The organism is Gilliamella sp. B3023 (genome assembly GCF_026536845.1).
In the GTDB taxonomy this organism is placed as follows: Bacteria; Pseudomonadota; Gammaproteobacteria; order Enterobacterales; family Orbaceae; genus Gilliamella; species Gilliamella apicola_E.
The window spans coordinates 44,833-69,835 of the sequence record NZ_JAFNNH010000013.1 but is presented as its reverse complement, the minus strand read 5'-3'; the positions used below and the strand labels follow the sequence as shown (position 1 = coordinate 69,835).

Sequence of the window (25,003 nt, the reverse complement as noted above, 5' to 3'; positions counted from 1 at the left end):
AAATTTTAGCTTCTTTGCTAAAATTGTTAAAAAAGTATAGTGATTGGAAAAACACGATGCAACACTTTTTTTCACTCAATTATGTAAACCTACGTAAAGATGATCTAAAAAGGATCTAAGCGTCAAATTATTACATATTGTTTTAATTAAATATATTTAAATTACAAATCTTTAAAAATGTAATTAATGATCCTATTAATTTATTCTGGTTTTTAAAATTAGCGATTTGGATCATTTAATAAAGTTTAAACGTAATTTATAACCTCAAAAACCCCACTCCTCAACTTTTTTTGATGCAAAAAACAGCTACTAAAAAACGCCACAGTTTAAAGCAGAATTATTTATTTGAGACAACATTGCAAAGCAGAATTTTGAACCCCAAAAACCCCGCTCCTCAACTTTTTCTTGATGGAAAAATACAACTACTAAAAAGCGACACAGTTTAAAGCGGAATTATTTACTTGAGGCAACATTGCAAAGCACAATTTTGAACCTCAAAAACCCCGCTCCTCAACTTTTTTTGATGGAAAAATACAGCTACTAAAAAACGCCACAGTTTAAAGCGGAATTATTTATTTGAGACAACATTGCAAAGCAGAATTTTGAACCCCAAAAACCCCGTTCCTAAACTTTTTTTTTAGAAAAGTGGGTTAAAAATATTTCTTTTTGTTTTTTTGAGCGTACAATAAAAATCATCCACAAATAGAGGTAACGTTATGTTATATAATAACAAATCTACGCAATCCCATCACGATAATCACGACCATTGTCATGGAGATTGTCATAATATTGCACATAATCATATGCATGATTCTCATAACGAAAGTCCAACAGTATCTTGTGATGGACATAATCATGGGCATAATCATGGACATGAGATTGAAGATCCTCCCGAAGAGCCTGAGCGGAGTTGTCAAGGCGTTAAATTAACTTGGAAAATTCAAGGTATGGATTGCGCACATTGCGCAAGTAAAATCGAAAACGGTGTTAAGACACTGCCCAATATTAATCAAACCAAAATTATTTTTTCAACCGAAAAGTTAATCGTTTTTGTTCCAAAGCATGATGATGCGGTAATAAAGATGATTGAAGATAAAGTCGTAGAATTGGGTTATACCCCGATTTTTGAGGCATCAGCTAACCAATCCCATCATCACGAACATTCACATAATTTTGATAAAAAAGCATTTATTCCGTTAGCCGTTTTAGGTACTTTAATTGTAGTAAGTTATCTTATTTTGTTGGTGAATCATACAGCTGGCGAATATGCCTTTATTGTGACTGCTATTGTTGGAATTATCCCCATTTTGAAGGAGGCAATTGTTTTAACCCGTAGTGGCACTCCATTTGCAATTGAGTCGTTAATGAGTATATCCGCTCTTGGTGCGCTGTTTATTGGAGCAGCGGAAGAAGCTACCATGGTGATCTTTTTATTTATGATCGGTGAGATGCTCGAGGGCTTTGCAACGAGTAAGGCGAAAAAAGGAATTTCGTCACTAGTAGAATTGATGCCTGATGAAACGGTGATTATTATTGATGGTAAAAGAAAAACAGTTGCCAGCCATACGTTAAAACCTAATGATATTATCGAGATTTCATCTGGTGGACGATTACCTGCTGATGTTATTTTGGTTAGCGAACAAGCCAGCATTGATGAGAGCGCATTAACAGGTGAGTCGATTCCAGTTAATTATTTAAGTGGTGATAAAATTTTAGCTGGGTCATTAGTGGTGGATAATACCATTCAACTCAAGGTAATTTCGGAATCAGGACAAAATGCCGTTGATCGGATTTTGCAATTGATTGAGGATGCCGAAGATCGTAAAGCGCCTATTGAGCGTTTTATCGATAAGTTTAGTCGTTATTATACACCAGCAATTACGCTATTTGCGTTTTTGGTGGTGGTAATTCCACCATTGTTGACGGGTGCCGATTGGTATACTTGGATTTATCGAGGATTGACGTTGTTGTTAATTGGTTGTCCTTGTGCATTAGTGATATCTACACCCGCTGTTATTACGTCGGCTTTGTCAACCGCAGCCAAACATGGGGTGTTGATTAAGGGCGGAGCAGCACTTGAACATATTGGTTCAATTAAGATGGTGGCGTTTGATAAGACAGGAACATTAACTGAGGGTAAGCCACAGGTTACTGATGTCATTAATCTTCATTGTTCTAGCGAGGAGTTGTTAGCGATTGTTGCCTCGATTGAAAGTGGATCACACCATCCTTTAGCTAAGGCTTTAGTTGATTATGTTAAGCAAAAACAGATCCATTTTGAAGAAGCCCAAAATCGTAAGGCGATTGCTGGCGTTGGGATTCAAGGTGAATTAGATCAGCAAATTTATTTTATTGTATCTCCTAATAAGATTGAAACCGTATCAACGGCTATAAGTGCTAAAGATGCTGAAACAATCACTCAACTCGAAAATGGTGGTAAGACCGTTGTGGTGGTTACAACCCATCAGCAGTTGTTGGGGATTATTGCTTTGCAAGATGTGCTACGAAGTGATGCTGTAGCTGCTATAACTGAGCTTAAGCAACTTGGTTTACAAACATTGATGTTAACCGGCGACAATCAACGTGCAGCAAAAGCAATTGCAGGACAATTAGGCATAGATTATCGTGCTGAGTTGTTGCCAGCAGATAAGTTAGCAGAAATCGAAAAAATAGGTCAACATACGTCTATTGCGATGATTGGTGATGGAATTAATGATTCCCCTGCTATGAAGGCTGCAACTGTCGGTATTGCTATGGGTAGTGGTACGGATGTTGCACTTGAAACAGCCGATGCCGCTTTAACCAAAAATAGTTTATTAAGCTTACCTAAATTAATACGTTTAACTCGCTTCGCTAATCGTAATATCAAACAAAATATTACAATTGCCTTAGGAATTAAGTTGGTATTTTTAATTACTAGTTTATTTGGTATTACTGGGCTTTGGCTTGCAGTATTAGCCGATTCGGGTACCACAGCGATTGTTACAGCCAATGCTTTAAGATTGCTTAAGGTTAAAAAATAAGGGGGAACAGCTAATTTTAACTGTTTTTTAAAGGATAAGTTATCGAACTTTTTATAATCGCGTAATCTATCTTTTATTCTTAAACCTATTAAAGAAGGGATGCTGTACGCAATCCCTTCTGGTAAATCCTTATTTAAATGGAACGCTTTGAAGTTAACCACTGCGATTCATATACAAACCGTTTATCGCTACTTATATAGAATACTCGTCTATTTTTTTACTCGCTCGATCGAGGCGGTTTATCCCTATACATATAGGGAACACAATGGCTCGCCACGATTCATCCACACCGGCAGCGGTTTATCCCTATACATATAGGGAACACTTAGTGTAGTTAGTCATTTTGGTCCTCAATCGCGGTTTATCCCTATACATATAGGGAACACTTATAACAGCCGATTAATTCGCGAATAAAAAGCGGTTTATCCCTATACATATAGGGAACACCTCAAACCAAACTGATTACGGAAGCCGTTAAGCGGTTTATCCCTATACATATAGGGAACACTTGTTGTTGCGATTGTTGCTGGCTAGGTTGAACGGTTTATCCCTATACATATAGGGAACACCCTAATTATAACCTATTGTTTATTAATTAAAATACCAAAATGAAAAATTCCACCAATTTTTTTGGTGCTTTTTTAAACAGCTGGTTTAAGGCGAGATTATCAATATAATTTGAAATTTATTAAATGGTTAAGTCAAGATAAAAAGGGATTTAGAGCTGCATTATTTTTTGCCGCTTACCTATTGTACCGATTTATTCCCGATCACAAGATGTACTTTTCGGTAATTCATGTTAATCAATTACCGATAGATATTTCACTCATCACTTCGTAATGAGATTTCGCCACCAATAAATGCGTTCATTTTGCCATTTTGTTCTAAGAGTAACGCACCCTGTTCATTGATACCTTTGGCTACGCCACGGATCACATCGTCACCAATTAATAATTTAACAGGACGCCCTACAAAATTGTCAAGCCGTTGCCAATCGTTAAGAAACGGTGTTAGTCCATGTTGTTCGAAGTCTCGAAGTTTTACTTTTAGATTTTTCGCGACTTTTGCTACTAATAAATTGCGATCAACTTTACCTAAATTAGCCCACTTTTGGTTGACGATAGTTGTATCGGGATTATTCATCATTAGGTTGACTCCAACACCAATAACAACATGTGCACAGTCTCCCGTTTTGCCTGCAAGTTCAACTAATATGCCTGCAAGTTTTTGGTCATTAAGATAGAGGTCATTTGGCCATTTTACTTTAATATCTTGCCCCGAGATTTCTCGTAACGTATCGGCTATCACAACACCAACGACTAAGCTTAGCCCCATGGCTGCTGCGATGCCCTGTTCAAGTCGCCAATACATTGAGAAATAGAGATTACAGCCAAATGGTGCAAACCATTGTCGCCCTCGCCTGCCTCGTGCTTTTGATTGAAACTCGGCAACACAGCTGTCGCCAGTTTGTAATTTCTCAATATTATCTAATAAATATTGGTTGGTTGATTCAATAATAGGCAGTACTTCCACATGACTATCAGCACCATAGTCGTTGTCGATTTTAACTTTATCAAGTAGATCTATTGGTGATGCTAAGCAGTAACCTTTACCTTGCACGGATGATAAGGTGATCCCCCATTCCCGTAGCACTTTGATATATTTGTTGATGCCAGCTCGCGTTATTCCAAATTGGTTGGCAAGTTCTTCACCAGAGTGAAACTGCCCATCAGCTAATATATTGATTAATTTCAATGGATTTTGGTTACTGCGCATTAAACCCTCACTTTTTGAGTGATAATAAAACAATAAAGTAAAGCGAAATTATAGCAAAACTAATAAATAAATAGGTATTGTTAAATGTGTCCATTATAAAGGCAATTACCGCTGGCGCAACTAGGCTACCAAGTGTATTGGTTAATAGCATAGCTTGATTCATTGATACAATTTCTTGTTTGCGAACACACGAGCAAGCCCACGCCATTGAAATTGGGTAAATAGTGTAAATGGTCGCACCAAGTAAAATGATGGCTAATACGCCATAGAGGTTAAATATCAGTAAACAACAAGCTATCATCATTAAGATTGATTCAACCAACAAAACAATACGACGACCAAACCTATCTGCGCACCAGTTGGCAGGCATTTGCGCGATTACCCCAGAAAGTATTAGTAAAACCATCCAATTTGCGACTTGGTTATCTGTATAACCTAGATGTGAGTAGTATGCTGGCATTAGAGAGTATAGCGATCCAATTAACATACCAGCAATCGCACAACCAATTAAACCAACTCGAGAAGGTTTATACAATATCATGGGGATGATGTTGAAACTGCTTTTTTTCTTTTTAGGTAATTTGTAATGGGTTAGTAATATAAATAAGATGGCTAACCCCATTAGCACTGCTATTACTAGGCCAAAATAGAGTACGTTTTGCGGAAAGTATTGGAGCAATGCTTGCCCTAAAACAGTACCTAAGTAGTAGGTGGTTAGATAAACCGCCAGCATTTTACCGCGAGTACGAACAGTACCCGTAACTAAGATACAGCTTTCAATGACCACCCAAGTAACCGCACAGGCTATTCCAATAAAAAATCGCCATATCGCCCAACTATAGAAATCCATTGAAAAGCTTAATCCAATAGTTGCAATCGCAAAGATAATACAACTATAGGTGTAAGTGAATCTGGCGTTAAATCGGCTAATAAACCAATTTGCCATAATCGTTCCCACTAAGTTACCTGTAAAGTAGCTTGAGCCGACTAAACCTATTTGTCCTAGTGAAAAATGTTCACGCACTAGCCAAAGTGGCACTTGGGTATTAAGTGCCGATAAGGCGATGGTTACAAATAATAAACTTATTAATAAAATAGGAAATGAATACGAATGTTTCATAATTTTGTTGTATATAAGCTGTTTTATTGTCTAATAAACGTTATTTACGTTATAGAAATTTATCCACGTCAATCTCACCAGTTGCGCCCATAAATCGAATTTCAGGCGAGAGGTGCACCGAGAACTTTTGTAATACTGCATTTATGATATAACGCGCTAACGCAACAACATCTTGCGCTGTCGCATTATCTTTATTGACTAATACAAGAGCTTGTTGTTGATGCACTGCTGCACCACCAATTTGATAGCCTTTTAGACCACACTGATCAATTAACCAGCCGGCAGCTAATTTTATTTGATCATTTGTTTGTGGATATATTGGCATTGTTGGATATTTTTCAAGTAGTTTATCAGCAAATTTTTTGTCTACTACTGGGTTTTTAAAAAAGCTTCCACCATTTCCTAATACATTAGGATCAGGCAGTTTGCTACGACGGATTTCGCACACTTTGTCGAAGATCATTTTTGGGGTGACACTTTCTGGATCAAAATTCCTTAATTCACCATAAGTTAACACCGGGCTCCATTGTTTTGGTAATGTGATGCCAACATATACAACCGCATAACCATTAGCATATTTTTGTTTGAAGATGCTTTCACGATAGCCATATTGGCCGTCATTTACGCGAATAATTTTACCCGTTGCAAATTCAAGTAATTCGACATAATCGGCTACTTTTTGAAATTCAATGCCATAAGCGCCAATATTTTGAATTGGTGCAGATCCCACACATCCTGGTATTAGAGCTAAGTTTTCAAGGCCGGGAATGTTTTGATTAATGGTGTTAGCAACTAGATCATGCCAATATTCACCCGCACCCACTTTTAAATGCCAGTGTGTTGGTGTTTCGGTTATCGTTAATCCTTTAATTCGATTAACAATGATTGTACCAGCAAAATTTTCAGTAAATAGTGTATTACTACCTTGTCCAATAATCATAATTGGTTGACTATCGGTATTAGTTTTCCAAACTTGCATTAGCTGTTCCACAGTTTCTACTGTTTCTACTTGGTTGGCATATACATCTAAAGCAAATGTGTTAGGAATTTTTTGGTTCATTAATAACTACCTTTTATTAGAAATACTTTTAAATTCAATTAAATTAGTTTTATTCGGCATTTTTTATGCCTTTTATTATTTAAAAGTATTAAATCAATGCCTTTATCTATTTTGATAAAGCAATTTATTCTATTGTGTCGATTGTTTATTTATTTGCTATATTATCACAACGCAAAACGATCTTTTATGCATTAAAATTTTTTTTAATGATCTTAACTACTTTTAGGTTGATATATGTGTCAAAAGATTAGACAAATAGTCTACAAATTGGACACTTTCCCTTTTTTGTTTTTTTTTATCATGTATTATAGCTACCCAAACGATCTTTTTTATAAATTTAGTTAAAATCTATTTTACTCAACCTTGTGGTAGACGTTATTATTAATGAAATTTAAAAAATAAGTTATTGATCACGGTTTTATATAACTTTATGTTTTAAGATTGTTACAATATTTAGTGGTAGTTGTGATTTAGAGGAAATTATGAAAAGAGTTTTTATTATGATCCTCGATTCCTTTGGGATCGGCGGTGCTGAAGATGCAAAAAAATATGGTGATGAAGGTTCTGATACCTTAGGCCATATTGCCGAAGCTTGTGCTTCAGGTAATGCAGATCATGGTCGTCAAGGCCCATTAAAATTACCTAATTTAGGAAAGTTAGGTTTGATAGAAGCCGCTTATGAATCAACTGGTTCATACCCTAAAGGAATGGCTACCGAAGGTGAAGTTATTGGTGCTTATGGCTTTGCCAGTGAGATTTCGTCGGGTAAAGATACGCCTTCAGGTCACTGGGAAATCGCGGGTGTTCCCGTTCTGTTTGATTGGGGCTATTTTACCAATACTACCAATAGTTTTCCTAAAGAATTATTAGATAATATTGTTAAACGTGCTAACTTGCCTGGTTATCTTGGTGATTGTCATTCATCAGGTACAGTGATTCTTGATGAGCTTGGGCTTGAGCATATGGCTTCTGGTAAACCTATTTTTTATACCTCTGCTGATTCTGTTTTTCAAATTGCCTGCCATGAAGAGACTTTCGGTCTTGATAAACTTTATGAGGTTTGTGAGATAGCTCGTGATGAGCTTAATAAAGGCGATTATAATATCGGCCGCGTTATTGCTCGTCCATTTTTAGGTAATAAGCCTGGTGAATTTGTGCGTACTGGTAATCGTCATGATTTAGCCGTTGAACCACCAGCTCCGACAATGATTAAAAAGCTAGTTGAAGAAAAACAAGGTACTGTTGTATCAATTGGTAAAATTGCCGATATTTATGCCGAAGTAGGTATCACTAAGAAAGTTAAAGCTACAGGTATTGAGGCTTTATTCAATGCTACGCTAGAAGAAATCAAACAAGCGAAAGATAACACGATTGTGTTTACCAATTTCGTTGATTTTGACTCATCTTATGGTCATCGACGTGATGTTGCAGGCTACGCTGCGGCTTTAGAATATTTTGACCGCCGTTTACCTGAGATGTTAGCCCTTATTGAACCAGGCGATCTTTTAATTATTAGTGCCGATCATGGTTGTGATCCAACGTGGCCTGGTACGGATCATACTCGTGAGCATATTCCAGTTTTAGTTTATGGTGATAGTGTTCCATCTGGATCATTAGGTCATCGTGAAACATTTGCTGACATTGGTCAAAGTGTTGCTGATTATTTTGATTTGTCACCAATGGATTATGGCAAGTCATTTATTCGTAAATAGCAATTGTTTAGGACGTTTTTTAGTAATAAATCAGGAGAGTTAAATGCCTACCCCTCATATCAACGCCGCCGATGGTGCTTTTGCTCAAACGGTATTAATGCCCGGCGATCCATTACGAGCTAAGTTTATTGCCGAAACTTTTTTAGATAATGCTAAAGAAGTAACGAATGTAAGAGGAATGCTCGGTTTTACTGGTCAGTATAAAGGTAAACAAGTTTCTGTTATGGGGCATGGAATGGGTATCCCATCTTGTTCTATTTATACAACCGAATTGATTAAGTTTTATGGTGTCAAAAACATTATTCGTATCGGTTCATGCGGTGCAATTAGCCCAAATGTTAATCTTGGTGATGTTGTTATTGGTATGGGCGCTTGTACGGATTCTAAAGTGAATCGTTTGCGTTTTAAAGATCATGATTTTGCTGCCATCGCTGACTTTGGTCTTGTTTGTAATGCAGTTAATGCAGCTAAAGATTTAAATGTTAATGTGAAGGTTGGTAATATTTTCTCAGCTGATCTGTTTTATAGCGTTGAGCCTGATCTTTTCGATATCATGGAAAAATACAATATCTTAGGTGTCGAAATGGAAGCTGCTGGTATTTATGGTGTGGCGGCTGAATATGGCGCAAAAGCGTTGGCGATTTGTACGGTATCAGATCATATTCGAAAAGGCGAAGCGATGTCTTCTGAAGAACGCCAGCTAGGCTTCAAAGAGATGATTACTGTTGCGTTAGAGTCGGTATTACTCAATTCAGATTAAATTAATGGCAGAATTTCTGCCATTTTTTTTGTTTAAGAAATAAAAGTTTTACATTGACTGTCATTAATCAATTTTATCAGTAAATGTGTTTAACGTTATAACTAACGCATCGATAGTAATAACAATTTTTATTTATTCATTAATTTTATCTAATAGGTTAGAAGAGAACTCATTTAATAAGGAAACGAAATGAATATTAAGTTCAAACTTAAAGTTATATTTTTCTTGCAATTTTTTATCTGGGGTAGCTGGCTTATAACTTTAGGCTCTTACATGATGGAGACCTTGCATTTTACTGGAACAACAGTAGGTACAGTTTATGGTACTATGGGCATAGCATCCTTATTTATGCCAGGTCTGCTTGGTGTTGTGGCAGATAGATGGATTCCTGCTAATCGTTTATTCATGCTTTGTCACTTATTTGGCGCAATAACCCTTTTTATTGCCGCTTCAGTCACAACACCATTTATGATGGTCGTGGTAATTTTAATTCATTGTTTAGCATTTATGCCAACTATCGCGATTTCTAACTCAATTTCTTATTCTTGTTTAGAATCAGAAGGTCTTGATGTTATATCGCAATTCCCTAGTATAAGAATTTTTGGTACTATCGGCTTCATTGTTGCTATGTGGCTTGTTAGTTTCTTAAAAGTTGGATTAAGCAATGTACAGCTCTATATTGCAGCTGGCGGTTCGATTTTACTCAGCCTATATTCATTAACATTGCCATTAATTGTCATTGCTAAAGATGAGTCAAAAAGAAAATCGCTTGTAAGTTCTTTAGGTTTAGATGCATTTGTATTATTTAAACAACCTAGAATTGCTATCTTTTTTGTCTTTGCAGTCTTCCTTGGTGGTATTTTACAAATTACCAATACTTTTGGTAATCCGTTCTTACTTTCATTTAAAAGTATTCCGGAATATGCTGATAGTTTAGTTGTGCAATATCCGTCAGTATTGCTATCTATTTCACAAATGTCAGAAGTTGTATTTATTTTATTTGTACCATTTTTTATGAAAAGATTTGGTATCAAGTATGTCATGTTAATCAGTATGTTGGCATGGGTTGCTCGGTTTGGATTATTTGCTTTTGGCGATCCATCACCTGTAGGTTTCACGTTACTTCTTCTGTCAATGATTGTTTATGGTTGTGCATTTGATTTCTATAATATTTCAGGTTCTATGTACGTTGATAAAACAGTTTCACCAGATATCCGTAATAGTGCACAAGGTTTATTTATGATTATGACCAATGGTTTTGGGGCTTATTTAGGTTCAACTATCAGTGGTGTTGTTGTGGATCTTTACACTGTAAATGGTGTCATTGACTGGCGTACAATTTGGTTAATTTTTGCAGGATATTCTTTATTACTTGCTATTATTTTTGTTTTTATTTTCAAGAATGATACTCTTGAGAACAGAAATTAATACCAAACTCAAGGCAAGGTTAATATTAAATAGATAGACTAAATTAACCAATTTGGCCACATCAATAGACAGGCATCTAATTTGTTGCCTGTCTATTGTTGCCACTTGATTTCAAAGAAATTGATAAGTCACACAAAATGTATGGAAAATAATTGTCTTATCAAGGTAGAATAAAATGCTTGTAAAAGTTGTATCATTTTAGTCTGATGAATAATTTACAAGTGCCCTATAAGCATATACTTAAACAGATTAGAACTAGATGAATAAGCAAATAATCCCAAAAGTTATACTTCATGAGCATGTGGAAGGTAGTATTACACCATTTATGGCAAAAAAACTAGCCGATAAGAATCATCTGACTTTTCCTGATTCATTGTGCTATCGACCCGGTGAATATGATGCAACCGATTATAAAAATGGTCGATATAATTATGATGAATCCGATTTTGTTTCATTTATCCAAACTTATGATACTGTCTCTAATTTTGTTAAACATCCCGACGATTATTACCTAATTACTTACGATTTTTTAAGCAGAAATGCCAAGCAAGGGTTAATCTATTGCGAGCTATTTTTGTCTCCCTATCATATTTGTGCCATGGAAAGCGAAGGTAAAATAGTTTGGGATCAAGAAAGATTTAAACAAACGCTTAATCAAATGGATAAAGCGATTATTGATGTTCAAAAAGAACATAATATTACTGTAAGATACCATGTGATTGGCGTGCGCCATCTTGGTGCCGATGTGGTATACGATACACTGCAATTTATTGAGAACAACCCCCACCCATTTATTACCGGATTTAATATCGCAGGTAATGAAAAAGCAGGTCATTTTGATGATTTTGAAAAAGCCCATCAACTTGCTTCTAAATTGAATTTAAAAAAATCTTATCATGCTGGTGAAATTGATTCTGCTGAAAGTATTATCCAAGCGCTTAAACATGGCGCGAATCGTATTGGACATGGTATCGCCGCCATTGAAGATGATAAGTTGATTGAGAATTTAATTGATAACAAGATCACTTTAGAAATAGCGCTTACTAGTAATCGTATTTTAGTCAATAAGTTAAATGGTGATATTCTTAATCACCCAATTCGACAACTTTATGATAGAGGGGTCAGAATAACGCTTAATACCGATGACGCAGGCATATTTGGCACCGATATAGAGAAAGAATATCAGCTCGCTGAGCATTTTTTTCATTTTTCTCGATTGGAACTGTTTGATATTACACTTTGTGGAATTGATGCTGCATTTATTGAACCAACCGAAAAATCACGTTTGTTTAATGACGTTTTAGCCTTTTTTACGATTAATGATAAGCAATGTCTACAACAGGCAATCAACGATCAGCAGTATCACCCTGCTATTATTGAACGATTTAAGAATTATCTCGTTTTATTATATGTTAATGATTAACAACATCAGAGAAATAGGAGATTGATATGAATAAAACCCGATTAAGCCTACTAACCCTATTAATATCTGGTTCACTTCAAGCAGCAACAGTAGATTTAAGAATTATCGAAACTACCGATTTGCACGGTAATATGATGAATTATGACTATTTCAAAGATCAGTACATTGATACTTTTGGTTTAGCTAAAACAGCCAATTTAATTCATCAAGCACGAAAAGAGGTAAAAAACAGTGTTTTAGTTGATAACGGCGATTTGATTCAAGGCAGTCCAATGGCTGATTATGCTTTGAATAAAGGTCTAAACAAAGGTGAGACTCATCCTGTTTATAAAGCACTTAATACGCTAGATTATGTAGTTGGTAACATCGGTAATCATGAGTTTAATTTTGGTTTAGATTTTTTACAAAAAAGTCTAGCTGGTGCTAATTTTCCTTATGTTAATGCTAATGTTTTTGATGCGAAAACAAATAAACCTTACTTTAGGCAATATATTATTTTAGATAAACCGGTCGTTGATAGAGAAGGTAAACAACACACTATTAAAATCGGTTATATTGGTTTTGTGCCACCACAAATTATGCAGTGGGATAAACTTAATTTGGAAGGTAAGGTAATTGTTAAAGATATCACTGAAACCGCGAAACAATTAGTGCCTGAAATGAAAAAGCAAGGTGCAAATATCATTGTTGCAATTCCGCATTCAGGTGTTTCTGCCGAACCATATAAGGCTTTAGCTGAAAATTCAGTCTATTATTTAAGCCAAGTTGAAGGTATTAATGCTATTATGTTTGGTCATTCTCATGGGGTCTTTCCTAGCGAGGATTTTAAATCATTGCCTAATACTGATATTAGTACCGGAAATATCAATCATGTGCCCGCAGTAATGCCTGGACAATGGGGAAGTCATTTAGGTGTAGTTGATTTAGTTATTGAAGGTGATAAAGCTAATTGGAAAGTCATTTCTGGTAAATCAGAAGCTCGCCCGATCTTTGATATTAAAAATAAAAAAGCATTAGTTGAATCAGATAAAAATATTACGGATGCGTTAAGAGACGACCACGAAGGTACCCGTGAATTTGTTGGTAAACCAATTGGCAAGGTTTCAACCGACATCAATAGTTATTTAGCATTAGTCGAAGATACTTCTGCTTTGCAAATTATTAGTGATGCGCAAATTGATTATGTGAAACAGTTTGTTCAAGGTGATCCTGATCTGGATGGATTACCCATTTTATCGGCAATTGCACCGTTTAAAGCTGGTGGTCGTAAAAACGATCCTTCAGCTTATGTTGATGTCAAAAAAGGGGATTTAACTTTTAGAAATGCAGCTGATATCTACCTTTATCCTAATATTTTATCTGCAGTAAAAATAACGGGTAAAGATGTTAAAGAGTGGTTGGAATGCTCAGCAGGTGTTTATAATCAAATTGATATCAATTCGCCACAACCACAATATTTGATTAATTGGGATAAATTTAGAACTTATAATTTTGATACCATTGATGGTGTGAGTTATCAAATTGATATCACTAAACCTGCACGTTATGATGGAAATTGTCAGTTAATTAATCCTGATTCAGAACGTATCGTAAACTTAACTTATCAACAAAAACCTATTGCTTCCAATCAAGAATTTTTAATTGCCACCAATAACTATCGTGCTTATACCGGGACATTCCCTGGTACTGGTGGTAAAAATGTTAAATTTAATTCTCCGGATGATTTAAGGGTCATTCTTTCAGCCTATATTACTAATCACACTAAAAAACAAGGTGAAGTGAATGTGAAGGTTGATAATAACTGGCGAATTGCACCAATTACCAGCAAAATTAATTTGGATATTCGCTTTGAATCTTCCCCTACTGAAGAAGCCAAAGCCTATATTGAAAAACATTCATTGTACCCAATTAAGTTTATTGAAAAAGATAATTTAGGCTTTGGTGTATATCAACTTAATTTACAAGCACCAACAAAATCGCAAAACTAAAAATCTATTGATGATAACAAGGATTATGAATATGAAGATTGAAAAACTAATTGAACTAGCTAAAACAGCACGCTCAAAAGCTTATGTACCCTATTCTAAATTTCAAGTAGGTGCAGTATTAATTACCGAAGATGATGAAGCTATTTTAGGATGCAATATTGAAAATGCCTCATATGGCCTAGCCAACTGTGCTGAACGAACTGCGATTTTTAAGGCGGTATCAGAAGGTAAAACAAAATTTAAAAAATTAGTTGTGATTGGCGATACTGATGGACCAATTTCACCTTGTGGAGCTTGTCGCCAAGTCATTAGTGAATTTTGCGCCAAAGATATGCCAGTTATTTTGACAAATATGCATGGTAAAATCCAAGAAACCACTGTCGGTGAATTGTTGCCTTGGTCTTTTTCACCTAGTGATTTAGATTAGTATTATTTCTGAATAAGAAAATTTTAACTATCAAAAAATTGATAGAAAATAATAAAAGAGAGTGATGAAGCTAAGATCAGAATTATCATCAATCCATATAATGGATGAAAAAATATAATCCTAATTTGATTTATTGATATTAAGAGAGAAGTGTAATGAGATTTGTAGATATTATTGAAAAAAAACGTGATGGACATGCCTTAACTACCGAAGAAATTCAATTTTTTATTACCAATTATACTAATGGTACGATTCCTGACTACCAAGTAAGTGCTTTACTTATGGCTATTTATTATCAAGGTATGACTTCGAAAGAATGTGCTGATTTAACTAGTGCTATGATGTATTCCGGTGATACTGTTGATCTATCATCAATTAAAGGTATTAAAGTAGATAAACATTCAACCGGAGGTGTGGGTGATACAACCACTTTAGTATTAGCACCATTAGTTGCTGCTTTAGATATTCCTGTTGCCAAGATGTCAGGTCGAGGATTAGGCCATACTGGTGGAACAACCGATAAATTTGAAACTATTCCCGGCTTTAAAATCGAATTAGGTAAGCAAGAGTTTATCGATCAGGTTAACCAAAAAGGTGTTGCGGTTATTGGTCAATCAGGTAACTTAACCCCAGCTGATAAAAAACTTTATTCATTACGTGATGTAACCGGTACGGTTAACTCTATTCCGCTGATTGCCAGTTCAATCATGAGTAAAAAACTGGCTGCGGGTGCTGATGCTATTGTGTTGGATGTCAAAACCGGTGACGGTGCTTTAATGAAAACGATGGAAGACTCTGAGAAATTAGCACATGAAATGGTTAATATTGGTAATCAAATTGGCCGTAGAACCATGGCGATTATCTCAGATATGTCTCAACCTTTAGGTTATGCTATTGGTAATGCCTTAGAAGTTAAAGAGGCCATTGATACATTAAATGGTCACGGTCCTGCTGATTTAACTGAGTTAGTTTTAACGCTTGGTAGTCAAATGGTTGTATTAGCCAATAAAGCTAAGACATTAGAGGAAGCAAGAGAAAAACTTCAAGAAGTCATTAAAAATGGTAAAGCGATAGAGAAATTTAAAACGTTAATTGAAGCTCAAGGTGGAGATAGCTCTGTTGTTGATCATCCTGAAAAATTAGCCAATGCCCCTTACCAAATCGATCTACCTGCACAAAAATCAGGTTATGTATCACGCATTATTGCCGACCAAATTGGTATTGCGGCAATGCAATTAGGTGCTGGACGAGCAACTAAAGAAGACGTTATTGATCCAGCAATTGGTATTGTTTTACATAAAAAAGTGGGTGATAAAGTTGAAGTGGGTGAACCATTATTAACTATTCATTCAAGTAGCGATAAGATTGATGCAATTAAACAAAAATTGTATGACAATATTACTATCAGTGATAGTGCTAAACAACCACAATTGATTTTCAAAGTAATTACGGAATAGCTCTAATAAGGATTTGGGAGATGCCATGTATTGTTTTAAATTTAAACTGTCACTAGTTATTGTTTTAGGTCTGTTCTCAGTTAATTCATTCGCAGCAGTTGCAACCAAGCAATCTACTGCACCTACTTGGGAAAAAGATAAGCCCTATTCTTTTACTATTTTGCATACTAATGACCATCATGGCCATTTTTGGCAAAATGACATTGGTGAATATGGTTTAGCTGCTCAAAAAACTGTAGTTGACCAAATTAGAAAAGAAGTATCCGAAAAAGGTGGGAAATTACTTCTGCTATCTGGCGGTGACATTAATACAGGCGTTCCTGAATCCGATGTTTTACAAGCTAAACCCGATTTTATGGGTATGAACAGTATTGGTTATGATGCAATGGCTGTTGGTAACCATGAGTTTGATCACCCTTTAGCAGTTATTCGTGAACAACAAAAATGGGCTCACTTTCCATTTTTATCAGCAAATACTTACTTCAAAAATACTGATAATCGCGTTTTCGATGCTTATAAAATGTTTGATTTAAATGGCATTAGAGTTGCGGTATTTGGTTTAACTACTGATGATACAATTTTCCTTGCTTCACCTAAAAATACTGACGGTGTCGAGTTTCGCAAAACCTTGCCTGAAGCAGAGAAGGTGATAAGTCAAATTAAAAATAATGAGCGCCCAGATATGATTATTGCGGTTACTCATATGGGACATTATGAAAATGGTGAACATGGTTCAATGGCACCGGGTGATGTTGAGTTAGCACGGGGATTGAAACCAGGTGATTTAAATATGATTGTAGGTGGTCACTCTCAAAACCCTGTATGTATGGCTAGCCCTAACAAACGTATTACTGAGTATGTTCCTGGCACACCATGTGCACCCGATCAACAAAATGGAACTTGGATTGTTCAAGCTCATGAATGGGGTAAATATGTTGGTCGTGCCGACTTTGTCTTTTTAAACGGTAAAATAACACTGGAAAATTATCAGTTAATTCCTATCAACTTGAAAAAAGAAGTCGACAATGGCAACGATACTAAACGTCTTGAATACTACACTAGTGAAATTGAACAAGATAAAAAATTGTTAGAAACACTTAAACCTTATCAAGATCAAGGTAAACAGCAATTACTCACTAAAACAGGTGAATTAATCGGTCGTTTAGAAGGTGATCGTAGTGTAGTAAGATATCAACAAAGCAATATGGGACAGCTGTTACTCAGTGCCTTTATTGAAAAAACGAATGCTGATGTTGGCATTATGGCTGGCGGTATGATTCGTGATTCACTTATTGAAGGAAATATTACTTATCGTGATATTTTGAAAGTTGAGCCTTTTGGTAATACAGTTGTTTACTTTGAGTTAACCGGCCGTGAATTGGTGGAATATCTTAAAGTTGCATTAAGTAAAAAACAAGGTTCTGGTGGTTATACTCACTTAAAAAATATCACGCTAGCGGGCAATACGATTAGCGATATTAAAATTAATAATGAGCCAATTGATTTGCAAAAATCTTATCGTATTACCACGTTAGATTATTTAGCGGCTGGTGGAGATGGTTATCCTGTTACCAACACTTCACCAACTTATGTCGATACAGGTTACCGAGACGCGGATGTGATAAGAGAATATATTGAAGCGCACTCACCAATTAATGCGGCAGATTATGAGCCGGTTAATTTCATTTTGGAAAAATAACGGCTTTAAAAAAGAAATATAGAATATAAATGGCACGGGTAAAATTGGTATTATAAATTAGCCATTAAATTTAATTTTTTGCTTTCAACATATAGGTAATATAGAGGTATTTATGAACATGACAGAATTTCAAAAAAATTGTTACGATATTGTGACCGATCCCAACCTGTCACCTAAACAAAAAGCGAACCTTCTCGCTTTAGCAGCGGAAAATAATTTACCTTATGTTGATTTGGATAATGAAACTAAACAAGCCTTAGATGAGCGTGTAATTTGTGACATGTACGAAGGTCATGCACCGTATAAACCTCGTTATGTGTTACCTGATTATGCAAAATTCCTTAAACAAGGATCTGAGTATTTAGAGCTTGAGCCTGCAAAAAATTTTGATGATGCCATAAATATGCTGACAATTGCTTATCATCATGTTCCTTCGGTCACTGGTATGCCCGTTTATTTAGGTTGTTTGGATAAAGTGTTACTACCTTATGTTGGCAATTTAACAGAAGAAGAGCTTTATCAGCGATTAAAACGTTTTTGGATTATGCTTGATCGCAATCTTCCTGATGCATTTATGCACGCCAATATTGGTCCAACTGACAATGTGATCTGTCGAGTAATTTTACGTGTTGATCGTGAACTCAAACAAGTTGCGCCTAATTTAACGTTTATTTATGATGAAGATATCACCCCAGAATCTTTACTAAATACAGCAATTGAGAATATCTGCCAAACAGCAAAACCACATATCGCTAATAATATGATGATCAAAAAAGATTTTGATGATAAAGGCTATGGTGTTGTAAGTTGTTATAACTCTCTCCCTGTTGCGGGTGGTGGTAGCACTTTATCAAGAATCAATTTAAAAGAAGTCGCATTAAAAAGTAACAGTATTACCGACTTTTTACAAAATACCCTGCCTTATTATTGCCAATTGCAATTGAACTTAATCAAAGCGAGATCGGAATTTCTTTATGAAAAATCGAATTTCTTTCAAAATAGTTTTTTAGTCAAAGAAGGGCTAATTGACGCAACTCGATTTGCACCAATGTTTGGTATTTATGCTATGGCTGAAGCGGTTAATATTCTACAAGAAAAATCTAACTTATCTGGTCGCTATGGTGTTGATGAAGATGCTAATGAACTAGCTACCACAATTTCTAAGCAATTAGCCGACTTTATTGATAATCATAAAATTAAACATGCATGGCAAGGTAAAGCGATGTTACATGCGCAGTCAGGTATCAGTACAGACCGCGGTGCAACACCTGGTTTACGTATCCCTTATGGACATGAACCAGATCCTGTTACCCATATAATGGCATTATTTAAACACCATAAATATTATACATCTGGCATTAGTGATATTTTAACTATTGATGAAACGATTAAAAATAATCCATTAGCCTTAGTACAAATTTGTAAAGCAGCATTTAAATTTGGTTTCCGTGAATTTACGGCTAATATCAGTGGTAATGATCTGGTACGTGTAACTGGTTATATGGTGAGATTATCAGATATCAAAAAATATAAAGAAGAAGGTTCGCGGATTAATACCACATTTTTAGGTAGTGAAGCAGCCGAAGATACAGTGAACAATAGTTACTTATGCAGGACCCCTAGGGTAATAAGCCATGAACAAGTCATGGGCAATCGTTAATAAAATTTTACCCTTTTCTTGTGTTGATGGACCGGGAAACCGGTTAGTCATCTTTTTACAAGGCTGCAATTTTAAATGTTTAAATTGCCACAATCCTTATACTATTTCACGGTGTAAGGAGTGTGGCGAATGTGTTGCTACCTGCCCCCATCAATCATTATCATTTATCAACAACAAAGTCATTTGGCAAAGTTCAACTTGCCAGCAGTGCGATACTTGTATAAACACTTGTAACTATCAGTCAACACCGATGACTTATCGATACAGTATCGAAGATATTTTAAAACTTATCCGAAAGTATCTCCCTTTTTTAAATGGAATAACCCTAAGCGGTGGAGAGGCAACACTGCAACTGGCGTTTATTGAACAGCTTTTTAGTGCGATTAAACAAGCTCAGGATTTAAAACACCTAAGCTGTTTTGTTGACAGTAATGGATATTTACCTCAATTGGGTTGGCAAAAAATAGTCAACGTAATGGATGGGGCAATGATTGATCTTAAAGCATGGGATAATCAAGTACATGAAGCATTAACCAGCAAGGGAAATTTAAGAGTTAAAAAGTCAATTGAATATCTTGCAAAAATGAATAAATTATATGAAGTCAGATTTCTAATTATTCCTAAGCATACCGATTTACAACAAAACGCTGAACAGTTAGCTAATTTTTTAAAGCAATTTGATGCAAATATAAAAATTAGAATCAATGCATTTCATAATCATGGTGTGAGAGGTGAAGCCAAAACATGGCAGAGCGCCTCAAAACAACATATCGAAAATTTTGCTATGGAATTAAAACAATTTGGTCTGAAAAATATTGTTTTACCAACTGTTTATTTATCATAATAGCGTTTTTTTAATAAGTGTGTGCCTAATTAGCCATTAACAGGCTTATTATAAAAATTCCAAAATAATGGCTTAAATTTTTTACCCCATGAGATTATTGAAATAAAAATGAGCAGGTTGAAAACCTGCTCATTTGATTAACAGCAAAATCAAAGATTAATATAAATCATTAATATCTGTTAAGATTTTTTAAAAAATAGCTAATTGTATATCAACGTTAATATTTAACACATAAGGTATATGCTATATCTGGTTCAACAATAATATTACCTTCTACCATCCCTACACTGTAATATCGATAATTACCTAATCCATCTTTTACCGATGATGGTTCACTGGTAAAATAGAAATCATAATTGATTAAACTTCTTAAATTTGGCGCACCAGACATCATATCTCGCCCAATATAATCAAGTGGCGAATAAAAGTAGACTTTACCCCATTCTGGCAATAATCCTTCACCGATTGCTCTTCTATATCCATTATTTTTTACATAATAGAAATCATTATTTGTTGAAACGGTAGCAAAAGGAGAATTGGATAACTCAGCTCGTATTGGTAATCTATCATTATTATTTTGACAATATGTATTTGCGCTTTGCCAATTGCCAGCCAAGTTATTTGTAAAATATAACCAATGTTTTATAGAGAAAGTGTAATAAAACTGTGCTAACGTTCGATTATTGGTAACTAATATTACAAATTTATCATCTTTAGCTGGTACATTTTCGGTAAATTTAAATTCACTTTTAGAATCAGCGCTTGAATCACGAGAAGCACTAATTAGTGAATTATTCGGATTTTTAACCAAGGTATAACTATAATCTGAAATTGGATTTACCGGCACAATTCTAAAACGTGCATCCGGGAAACCATATGTTGGGAAGTAATTGCCGTTTTGATCTTTAACAGAGGCCTTAAAACCTTTATGCATAGTAAATTGGTCTACGTTATAAGGAACATCAAGATCTATCGTATCAGCACCATAAGGAGCATAGTTATCCCCTTCATCCCATCCATTGTGCATAATCAGAGCCAATACACCAGGCCTAATATAACAGATACCATCATCAGCACTGACTTGAAATGTTTTAGAGACTTCTCTTGGTTCTGACTGATCAGGAGCACCGTACTGGGTTTTAGCAACAAATTGAATCGTTACTTTTACTGATGATTTTGCATTAGCCGTCGATGAATTACACACATCACTACCAAGTTGGGAAGTAGAATCAGAAGGAATTATGTTATTGTTTGAGTCCCGCCATTCAGTATTAATAGACTGAATGATAAAACTGCCGGTAGTAGCCACTTTGTCACCATCTACATCATTTATATCACTATCATTCAAACTTGAAGTATCTACCCCAAATGAATAAATACTTGGTGAAGTGTTGTAAGCAACAGAAATCTTATTATCAGTACCAGGCAAAACAATCACAGGATCAATACCATCAATATTTAATTTAAATTGAATTCCATTTAAGATTTTTGTATCAGCAGATTCTAGAATTTCAGGCGGATTACCGTGAATATATTGCGTAGTGGTTGCAGCAAATGATAATGCGGCTAGAGATGTATGGCAAAAAAGGCTAAAAAAAGAAATAGCTGTAATATTAAATATTAATTGCATCAAATGAAATTTTGGGGAAACAAACATTTTACTATTCATGCTAATTCCTCTACTCATAAACTTTCCTGCAAATTAGAATAAAGTTATTGATTTAAAGTTTTAATAAACTACAGAATTATCAAATGATTGATAAAAATTGTTACCTATTTCAAATTTTAAAAACGCGTATAAGCAATAGAAACCATTAGAAAGTTATTAAATTGCATCCATGTAACGGTATATTTTTATTTAATATCTAGAGCAAAAACGACTATGTCGCTATCGAAAAAGTGTAATATTCAAATGTTGTTAATAAACTAATTTAAGAATATCAAAATAAGAAATGCTATTAAAAAGATCAGCGCAAAGTAGTTTAACTTTACTAACAGGCTGATTAAATAAGATAATTAATTGTATATGTTAAAAATAATCTACACAATTGTGCATAGTATATAATAATATATACAATATGGAATAGCTAAATATCAATTTATTGATATTTAATGGTTCTCAAATGAATATTTATTAAAATAATAATTCTAAATAAAGTGATTGAGCTCCTGATTTGATTTTTAATCACTGGATTTATCATCAATAATTTTATTAAAATATTTTGAAATTAGCGTTAAATAAAAAAGGAGGCATTAACCTCCCTTTACAAATAAAATATAACTGAATTTATTTTCCTTTTTTAAAAGCTGCAGCAAAAGCATTACCCATTGCACTATTTGTAATAGGCGCTGACTGTCCACTTTTAGAAGTACCGGTTGATTTATTCGTTCGAGCTTTGGCCCCTTCTACTTTTGGCGTTGTTGGATCATCAAGTCGCATCGATAAAGCAATACGTTTGCGGGCAATATCCACTTCAATCACTTTAACTTTAACAATATCACCAGCTTTAACTACCGTTCGTGGATCTTCAACAAATTTATCAGATAATGCTGATATATGAACTAAACCATCTTGATGTACACCAATATCAACAAAAGCACCAAAATTGGTAACATTGGTTACCGCACCTTCCATAATCATGCCTATTTTTAAATCTTCCATTGTTTCGATGTTATCAGCAAACTGGGCCGTTTTAAATTCGGGCCTTGGATCTCGTCCGGGTTTATCAAGTTCTTTAATAATATCAGTGACAGTTGGAACACCAAAATGGTCATCAACGTAATCAACCGCTTTTAATGATTTCAGATAATGAGTATCACCTAAAATTTCTTTTAAAGATTTATGATTTTTCTCTAAAATTCGTTCGACAACCGGATAGGCTTCAGGGTGAACAGCCGATGCATCAAGTGGATTTTTACCCTCCATTATGCGTAAAAAACCAGCACATTGTTCAAACGCTTTAGGGCCTAAACGACTAACTTTTAACAACTGTTTGCGATCGGTAAATTGACCATTTTCATTACGCCAATCTACAATATTTTGGGCAATAACTTTATTCAATCCAGCAATACGGGCAAGTAACATCATTGATGCAGTGTTTAAATTTACCCCTACCGCATTTACTCCATCTTCAACCACCGCATCAAGTTTTTTAGCTAATTGGGTCTGACTAACATCATGCTGATATTGCCCCACCCCAATGGATTTTGGATCGATTTTTACTAGCTCAGCTAAAGGATCTTGTAAACGACGAGCAATGGATACCGCACCACGAATTGATACATCCAGATCAGGGAACTCTTGAGCAGCAAGCTCTGATGCAGAATAAACAGAAGCCCCAGCTTCGCTGACAATAACTTTTTGCCCTTTTACTTCCGGATACTTTTTCTGAACATCAAGATAAAAACGTTCAGTTTCACGAGATGCCGTGCCATTACCAATTGCAACTAATTCCACTTGATGTTTGATACAAAGTGCAGCAACAATCATTGCTGCTTTATCAGCTTGTCCTGTATGAGGATAAATCGTTTCGGTCGCAATAAGTTTACCTGTAGAATCCACAACAGCAATTTTTACACCTGTTCGTAAGCCTGGATCCATTCCCATGGTGACTTTCATACCTGCAGGTGCAGCCATCAACATATCGTGTAAATTTGCTGCAAATACGTTAATTGCTTCCTCTTCAGCACGTTCACGCAAAGTGGTCATAAGCTCGGTTTCCATGTGCATTAAAATCTTAATTCGCCATGTCCAATTAATAACTGCTTTACGCCATTTATCTGCAGGTTGATCATTAAAATGAATCCCTAAATGCTCTGTAATAATTTGCTCGCAATAGCTCTCTTTTGGCGTTTCTTCAAATTGTGGATCGGCATTGAGTGAAAGTTGTAAAAATCCTTCATTTCGCCCTCTAAACATCGCTAAAGCACGATGAGAAGGCACTTTTGAAATAAGTTCACTTTGTGCAAAGTAGTCTCTAAATTTAGCACCTTCTTCCTCTTTACCAGTAATAACTTGAGATACAAGATGCGCGTTATTCCAAAGATAATGACGAACTTTAGCAAGTAAAGCGGCATCTTCAGCAAAACGCTCCATTAAAATATAACGGGCACCATCTAAGGCAGATTTAGTATCAGCAATGCCTTTATCTGCATTGATATATTTTTCAGCTTCAGTTTCTGGATTGAGATCGGGATTTTGCCATAAATCGTCAGCGAGAGATTCAAGCCCTGCCTCGATTGCTATTTGACCGCGGGTACGACGTTTTGGTTTATAAGGAAGATAAAGATCTTCTAATTCCGTTTTACTAAGCGTATCAGTAATTTTTTGGCTTAATTCTGGGGTTAATTTACCCTGTTCCTCAATTGATTTTAAAATTGTTTGTTTACGGTCTTCTAGTTCTCGCAAATAACTTAAACGGCTATCTAAGGTACGTAATTGGGTATCATCCAGACCTCCGGTCACCTCTTTACGATATCGAGCAATAAAGGGAACGGTACTACCATCATCTAATAACTGAATGGCAGCTAAAACTTGTTCTGGTTTTACGGTTAATTCACCCGCTATAATATGGCTAATTTGATTATTTATCATGATATCTCTGTATATCTCGTCGATTAACGGAA

The 25,003-nt window shown here is 35.3% G+C and carries 15 protein-coding genes, 1 pseudogene and 1 CRISPR repeat array; of the genes and pseudogenes, 11 read left to right on the top strand and 5 right to left on the bottom strand.

Translation table 11 applies throughout. The annotated features are described in order from the left end of the window. Nucleotides 1-716 precede the first annotated feature (716 nt). Nucleotides 717-3,023 carry a zinc/cadmium/mercury/lead-transporting ATPase gene (locus J3U16_RS08745; RefSeq protein ID WP_267342894.1) on the top strand — a complete coding sequence of 769 codons (2,307 nt, stop codon included), beginning with the start codon at nt 717-719 and terminating at the stop codon, nt 3,021-3,023. Nucleotides 3,024-3,257: 234 nt separating this feature from the next. Beyond that, nucleotides 3,258-3,592: a CRISPR direct-repeat array (repeat unit 30 nt; unit sequence GCGGTTTATCCCTATACATATAGGGAACAC). A 253-nt stretch (nt 3,593-3,845) separates the two neighbouring features. Here J3U16_RS08745 and birA read toward each other — a convergent pair. Genes birA through murB form a run of 3 tightly spaced genes read right to left on the bottom strand, consistent with a single transcriptional unit; the run spans nt 3,846 to nt 6,979 of the window. Next, nucleotides 3,846-4,799: a bifunctional biotin--[acetyl-CoA-carboxylase] ligase/biotin operon repressor BirA gene (gene birA / locus J3U16_RS08740; RefSeq protein WP_267342893.1), complete on the bottom strand. Its 954-nt coding sequence runs from the start codon at nt 4,797-4,799 to the stop codon at nt 3,846-3,848. Between the two features lie 7 nt (nt 4,800-4,806). Then, nucleotides 4,807-5,919: an MFS transporter gene (locus J3U16_RS08735; protein WP_267342892.1), complete on the bottom strand. Its 1,113-nt coding sequence runs from the start codon at nt 5,917-5,919 to the stop codon at nt 4,807-4,809. Between the two features lie 49 nt (nt 5,920-5,968). Then, nucleotides 5,969-6,979: a UDP-N-acetylmuramate dehydrogenase gene (murB, locus tag J3U16_RS08730; protein WP_267342891.1), complete on the bottom strand. Its 1,011-nt coding sequence runs from the start codon at nt 6,977-6,979 to the stop codon at nt 5,969-5,971. A 482-nt stretch (nt 6,980-7,461) separates the two neighbouring features. Between murB and J3U16_RS08725 the strand changes: the two genes are divergently transcribed. The 10 genes from J3U16_RS08725 to J3U16_RS08680 all read left to right on the top strand — a co-directional run bounded on the left by J3U16_RS08725 (nt 7,462) and on the right by J3U16_RS08680 (nt 20,377). Beyond that, entirely contained in the window at nt 7,462-8,691 is a 1,230-nt protein-coding gene (locus J3U16_RS08725; RefSeq protein ID WP_267342890.1) for a phosphopentomutase, read from the top strand. Nucleotides 8,692-8,734: 43 nt separating this feature from the next. After that, nucleotides 8,735-9,451 carry a purine-nucleoside phosphorylase gene (deoD, locus tag J3U16_RS08720; RefSeq protein ID WP_220225805.1) on the top strand — a complete coding sequence of 239 codons (717 nt, stop codon included), beginning with the start codon at nt 8,735-8,737 and terminating at the stop codon, nt 9,449-9,451. A 189-nt stretch (nt 9,452-9,640) separates the two neighbouring features. Continuing rightward, nucleotides 9,641-10,879, top strand: a complete 1,239-nt coding sequence (locus tag J3U16_RS08715; protein WP_267330651.1) for a nucleoside permease — start codon at nt 9,641-9,643, stop codon at nt 10,877-10,879. 259 nt (nt 10,880-11,138) lie between these two features. Continuing rightward, the gene (add, locus tag J3U16_RS08710) at nt 11,139-12,302 is read left to right on the top strand and encodes an adenosine deaminase (RefSeq protein ID WP_267330652.1); all 1,164 of its coding nucleotides are present in this window, start codon (nt 11,139-11,141) and stop codon (nt 12,300-12,302) included. Nucleotides 12,303-12,328: 26 nt separating this feature from the next. Continuing rightward, nucleotides 12,329-14,290, top strand: a complete 1,962-nt coding sequence (locus J3U16_RS08705) for a bifunctional 2',3'-cyclic-nucleotide 2'-phosphodiesterase/3'-nucleotidase (RefSeq protein WP_267342888.1) — start codon at nt 12,329-12,331, stop codon at nt 14,288-14,290. Nucleotides 14,291-14,315: 25 nt separating this feature from the next. After that, a complete protein-coding gene (locus J3U16_RS08700; RefSeq protein WP_176713943.1) occupies nt 14,316-14,717 on the top strand; it encodes a cytidine deaminase in 402 nt (133 codons plus the stop codon). A 155-nt stretch (nt 14,718-14,872) separates the two neighbouring features. Further along, nucleotides 14,873-16,174 carry a pyrimidine-nucleoside phosphorylase gene (locus tag J3U16_RS08695; RefSeq protein WP_267342887.1) on the top strand — a complete coding sequence of 434 codons (1,302 nt, stop codon included), beginning with the start codon at nt 14,873-14,875 and terminating at the stop codon, nt 16,172-16,174. Between the two features lie 25 nt (nt 16,175-16,199). Further along, nucleotides 16,200-17,873: a bifunctional UDP-sugar hydrolase/5'-nucleotidase UshA gene (gene ushA, locus J3U16_RS08690; RefSeq protein ID WP_267337442.1), complete on the top strand. Its 1,674-nt coding sequence runs from the start codon at nt 16,200-16,202 to the stop codon at nt 17,871-17,873. A 112-nt stretch (nt 17,874-17,985) separates the two neighbouring features. Continuing rightward, nucleotides 17,986-19,533 carry a YjjI family glycine radical enzyme gene (locus tag J3U16_RS08685; protein WP_416380752.1) on the top strand — a complete coding sequence of 516 codons (1,548 nt, stop codon included), beginning with the start codon at nt 17,986-17,988 and terminating at the stop codon, nt 19,531-19,533. Beyond that, nucleotides 19,508-20,377 (top strand): YjjW family glycine radical enzyme activase, encoded by an 870-nt coding sequence (locus J3U16_RS08680; RefSeq protein ID WP_267337444.1) that lies wholly within the window; start codon nt 19,508-19,510, stop codon nt 20,375-20,377. The genes J3U16_RS08685 and J3U16_RS08680 overlap by 26 nt, the downstream gene beginning before the upstream one ends. A gap of 217 nt (nt 20,378-20,594) precedes the next feature. Here the strand turns inward: J3U16_RS08680 and J3U16_RS08675 are convergent, their stop codons facing one another. Both J3U16_RS08675 and J3U16_RS08670 read right to left on the bottom strand, forming a co-directional pair. After that, on the bottom strand, nt 20,595-22,046 hold the full coding sequence (locus tag J3U16_RS08675) for a hypothetical protein (protein ID WP_267342885.1): 1,452 nt from the start codon (nt 22,044-22,046) through the stop codon (nt 20,595-20,597). Nucleotides 22,047-22,802: 756 nt separating this feature from the next. After that, nucleotides 22,803-24,971: pseudogene (locus J3U16_RS08670) on the bottom strand (Tex family protein); the annotation flags it as partial. Nucleotides 24,972-25,003 lie beyond the last annotated feature (32 nt).

What these genes read in the sequence shown, in the direction of transcription:
- J3U16_RS08745 (WP_267342894.1), top strand. Translation starts at nt 717, where the DNA reads ATGTTATATAATAACAAATCTACGCAATCCCATCACGATAATCACGAC.
- birA (WP_267342893.1), bottom strand. Translation starts at nt 4,799, where the DNA reads ATGCGCAGTAACCAAAATCCATTGAAATTAATCAATATATTAGCTGAT.
- J3U16_RS08735 (WP_267342892.1), bottom strand. Translation starts at nt 5,919, where the DNA reads ATGAAACATTCGTATTCATTTCCTATTTTATTAATAAGTTTATTATTT.
- murB (WP_267342891.1), bottom strand. Translation starts at nt 6,979, where the DNA reads ATGAACCAAAAAATTCCTAACACATTTGCTTTAGATGTATATGCCAAC.
- J3U16_RS08725 (WP_267342890.1), top strand. Translation starts at nt 7,462, where the DNA reads ATGAAAAGAGTTTTTATTATGATCCTCGATTCCTTTGGGATCGGCGGT.
- deoD (WP_220225805.1), top strand. Translation starts at nt 8,735, where the DNA reads ATGCCTACCCCTCATATCAACGCCGCCGATGGTGCTTTTGCTCAAACG.
- J3U16_RS08715 (WP_267330651.1), top strand. Translation starts at nt 9,641, where the DNA reads ATGAATATTAAGTTCAAACTTAAAGTTATATTTTTCTTGCAATTTTTT.
- add (WP_267330652.1), top strand. Translation starts at nt 11,139, where the DNA reads ATGAATAAGCAAATAATCCCAAAAGTTATACTTCATGAGCATGTGGAA.
- J3U16_RS08705 (WP_267342888.1), top strand. Translation starts at nt 12,329, where the DNA reads ATGAATAAAACCCGATTAAGCCTACTAACCCTATTAATATCTGGTTCA.
- J3U16_RS08700 (WP_176713943.1), top strand. Translation starts at nt 14,316, where the DNA reads ATGAATATGAAGATTGAAAAACTAATTGAACTAGCTAAAACAGCACGC.
- J3U16_RS08695 (WP_267342887.1), top strand. Translation starts at nt 14,873, where the DNA reads ATGAGATTTGTAGATATTATTGAAAAAAAACGTGATGGACATGCCTTA.
- ushA (WP_267337442.1), top strand. Translation starts at nt 16,200, where the DNA reads ATGTATTGTTTTAAATTTAAACTGTCACTAGTTATTGTTTTAGGTCTG.
- J3U16_RS08685 (WP_416380752.1), top strand. Translation starts at nt 17,986, where the DNA reads ATGAACATGACAGAATTTCAAAAAAATTGTTACGATATTGTGACCGAT.
- J3U16_RS08680 (WP_267337444.1), top strand. Translation starts at nt 19,508, where the DNA reads ATGAACAAGTCATGGGCAATCGTTAATAAAATTTTACCCTTTTCTTGT.
- J3U16_RS08675 (WP_267342885.1), bottom strand. Translation starts at nt 22,046, where the DNA reads ATGAATAGTAAAATGTTTGTTTCCCCAAAATTTCATTTGATGCAATTA.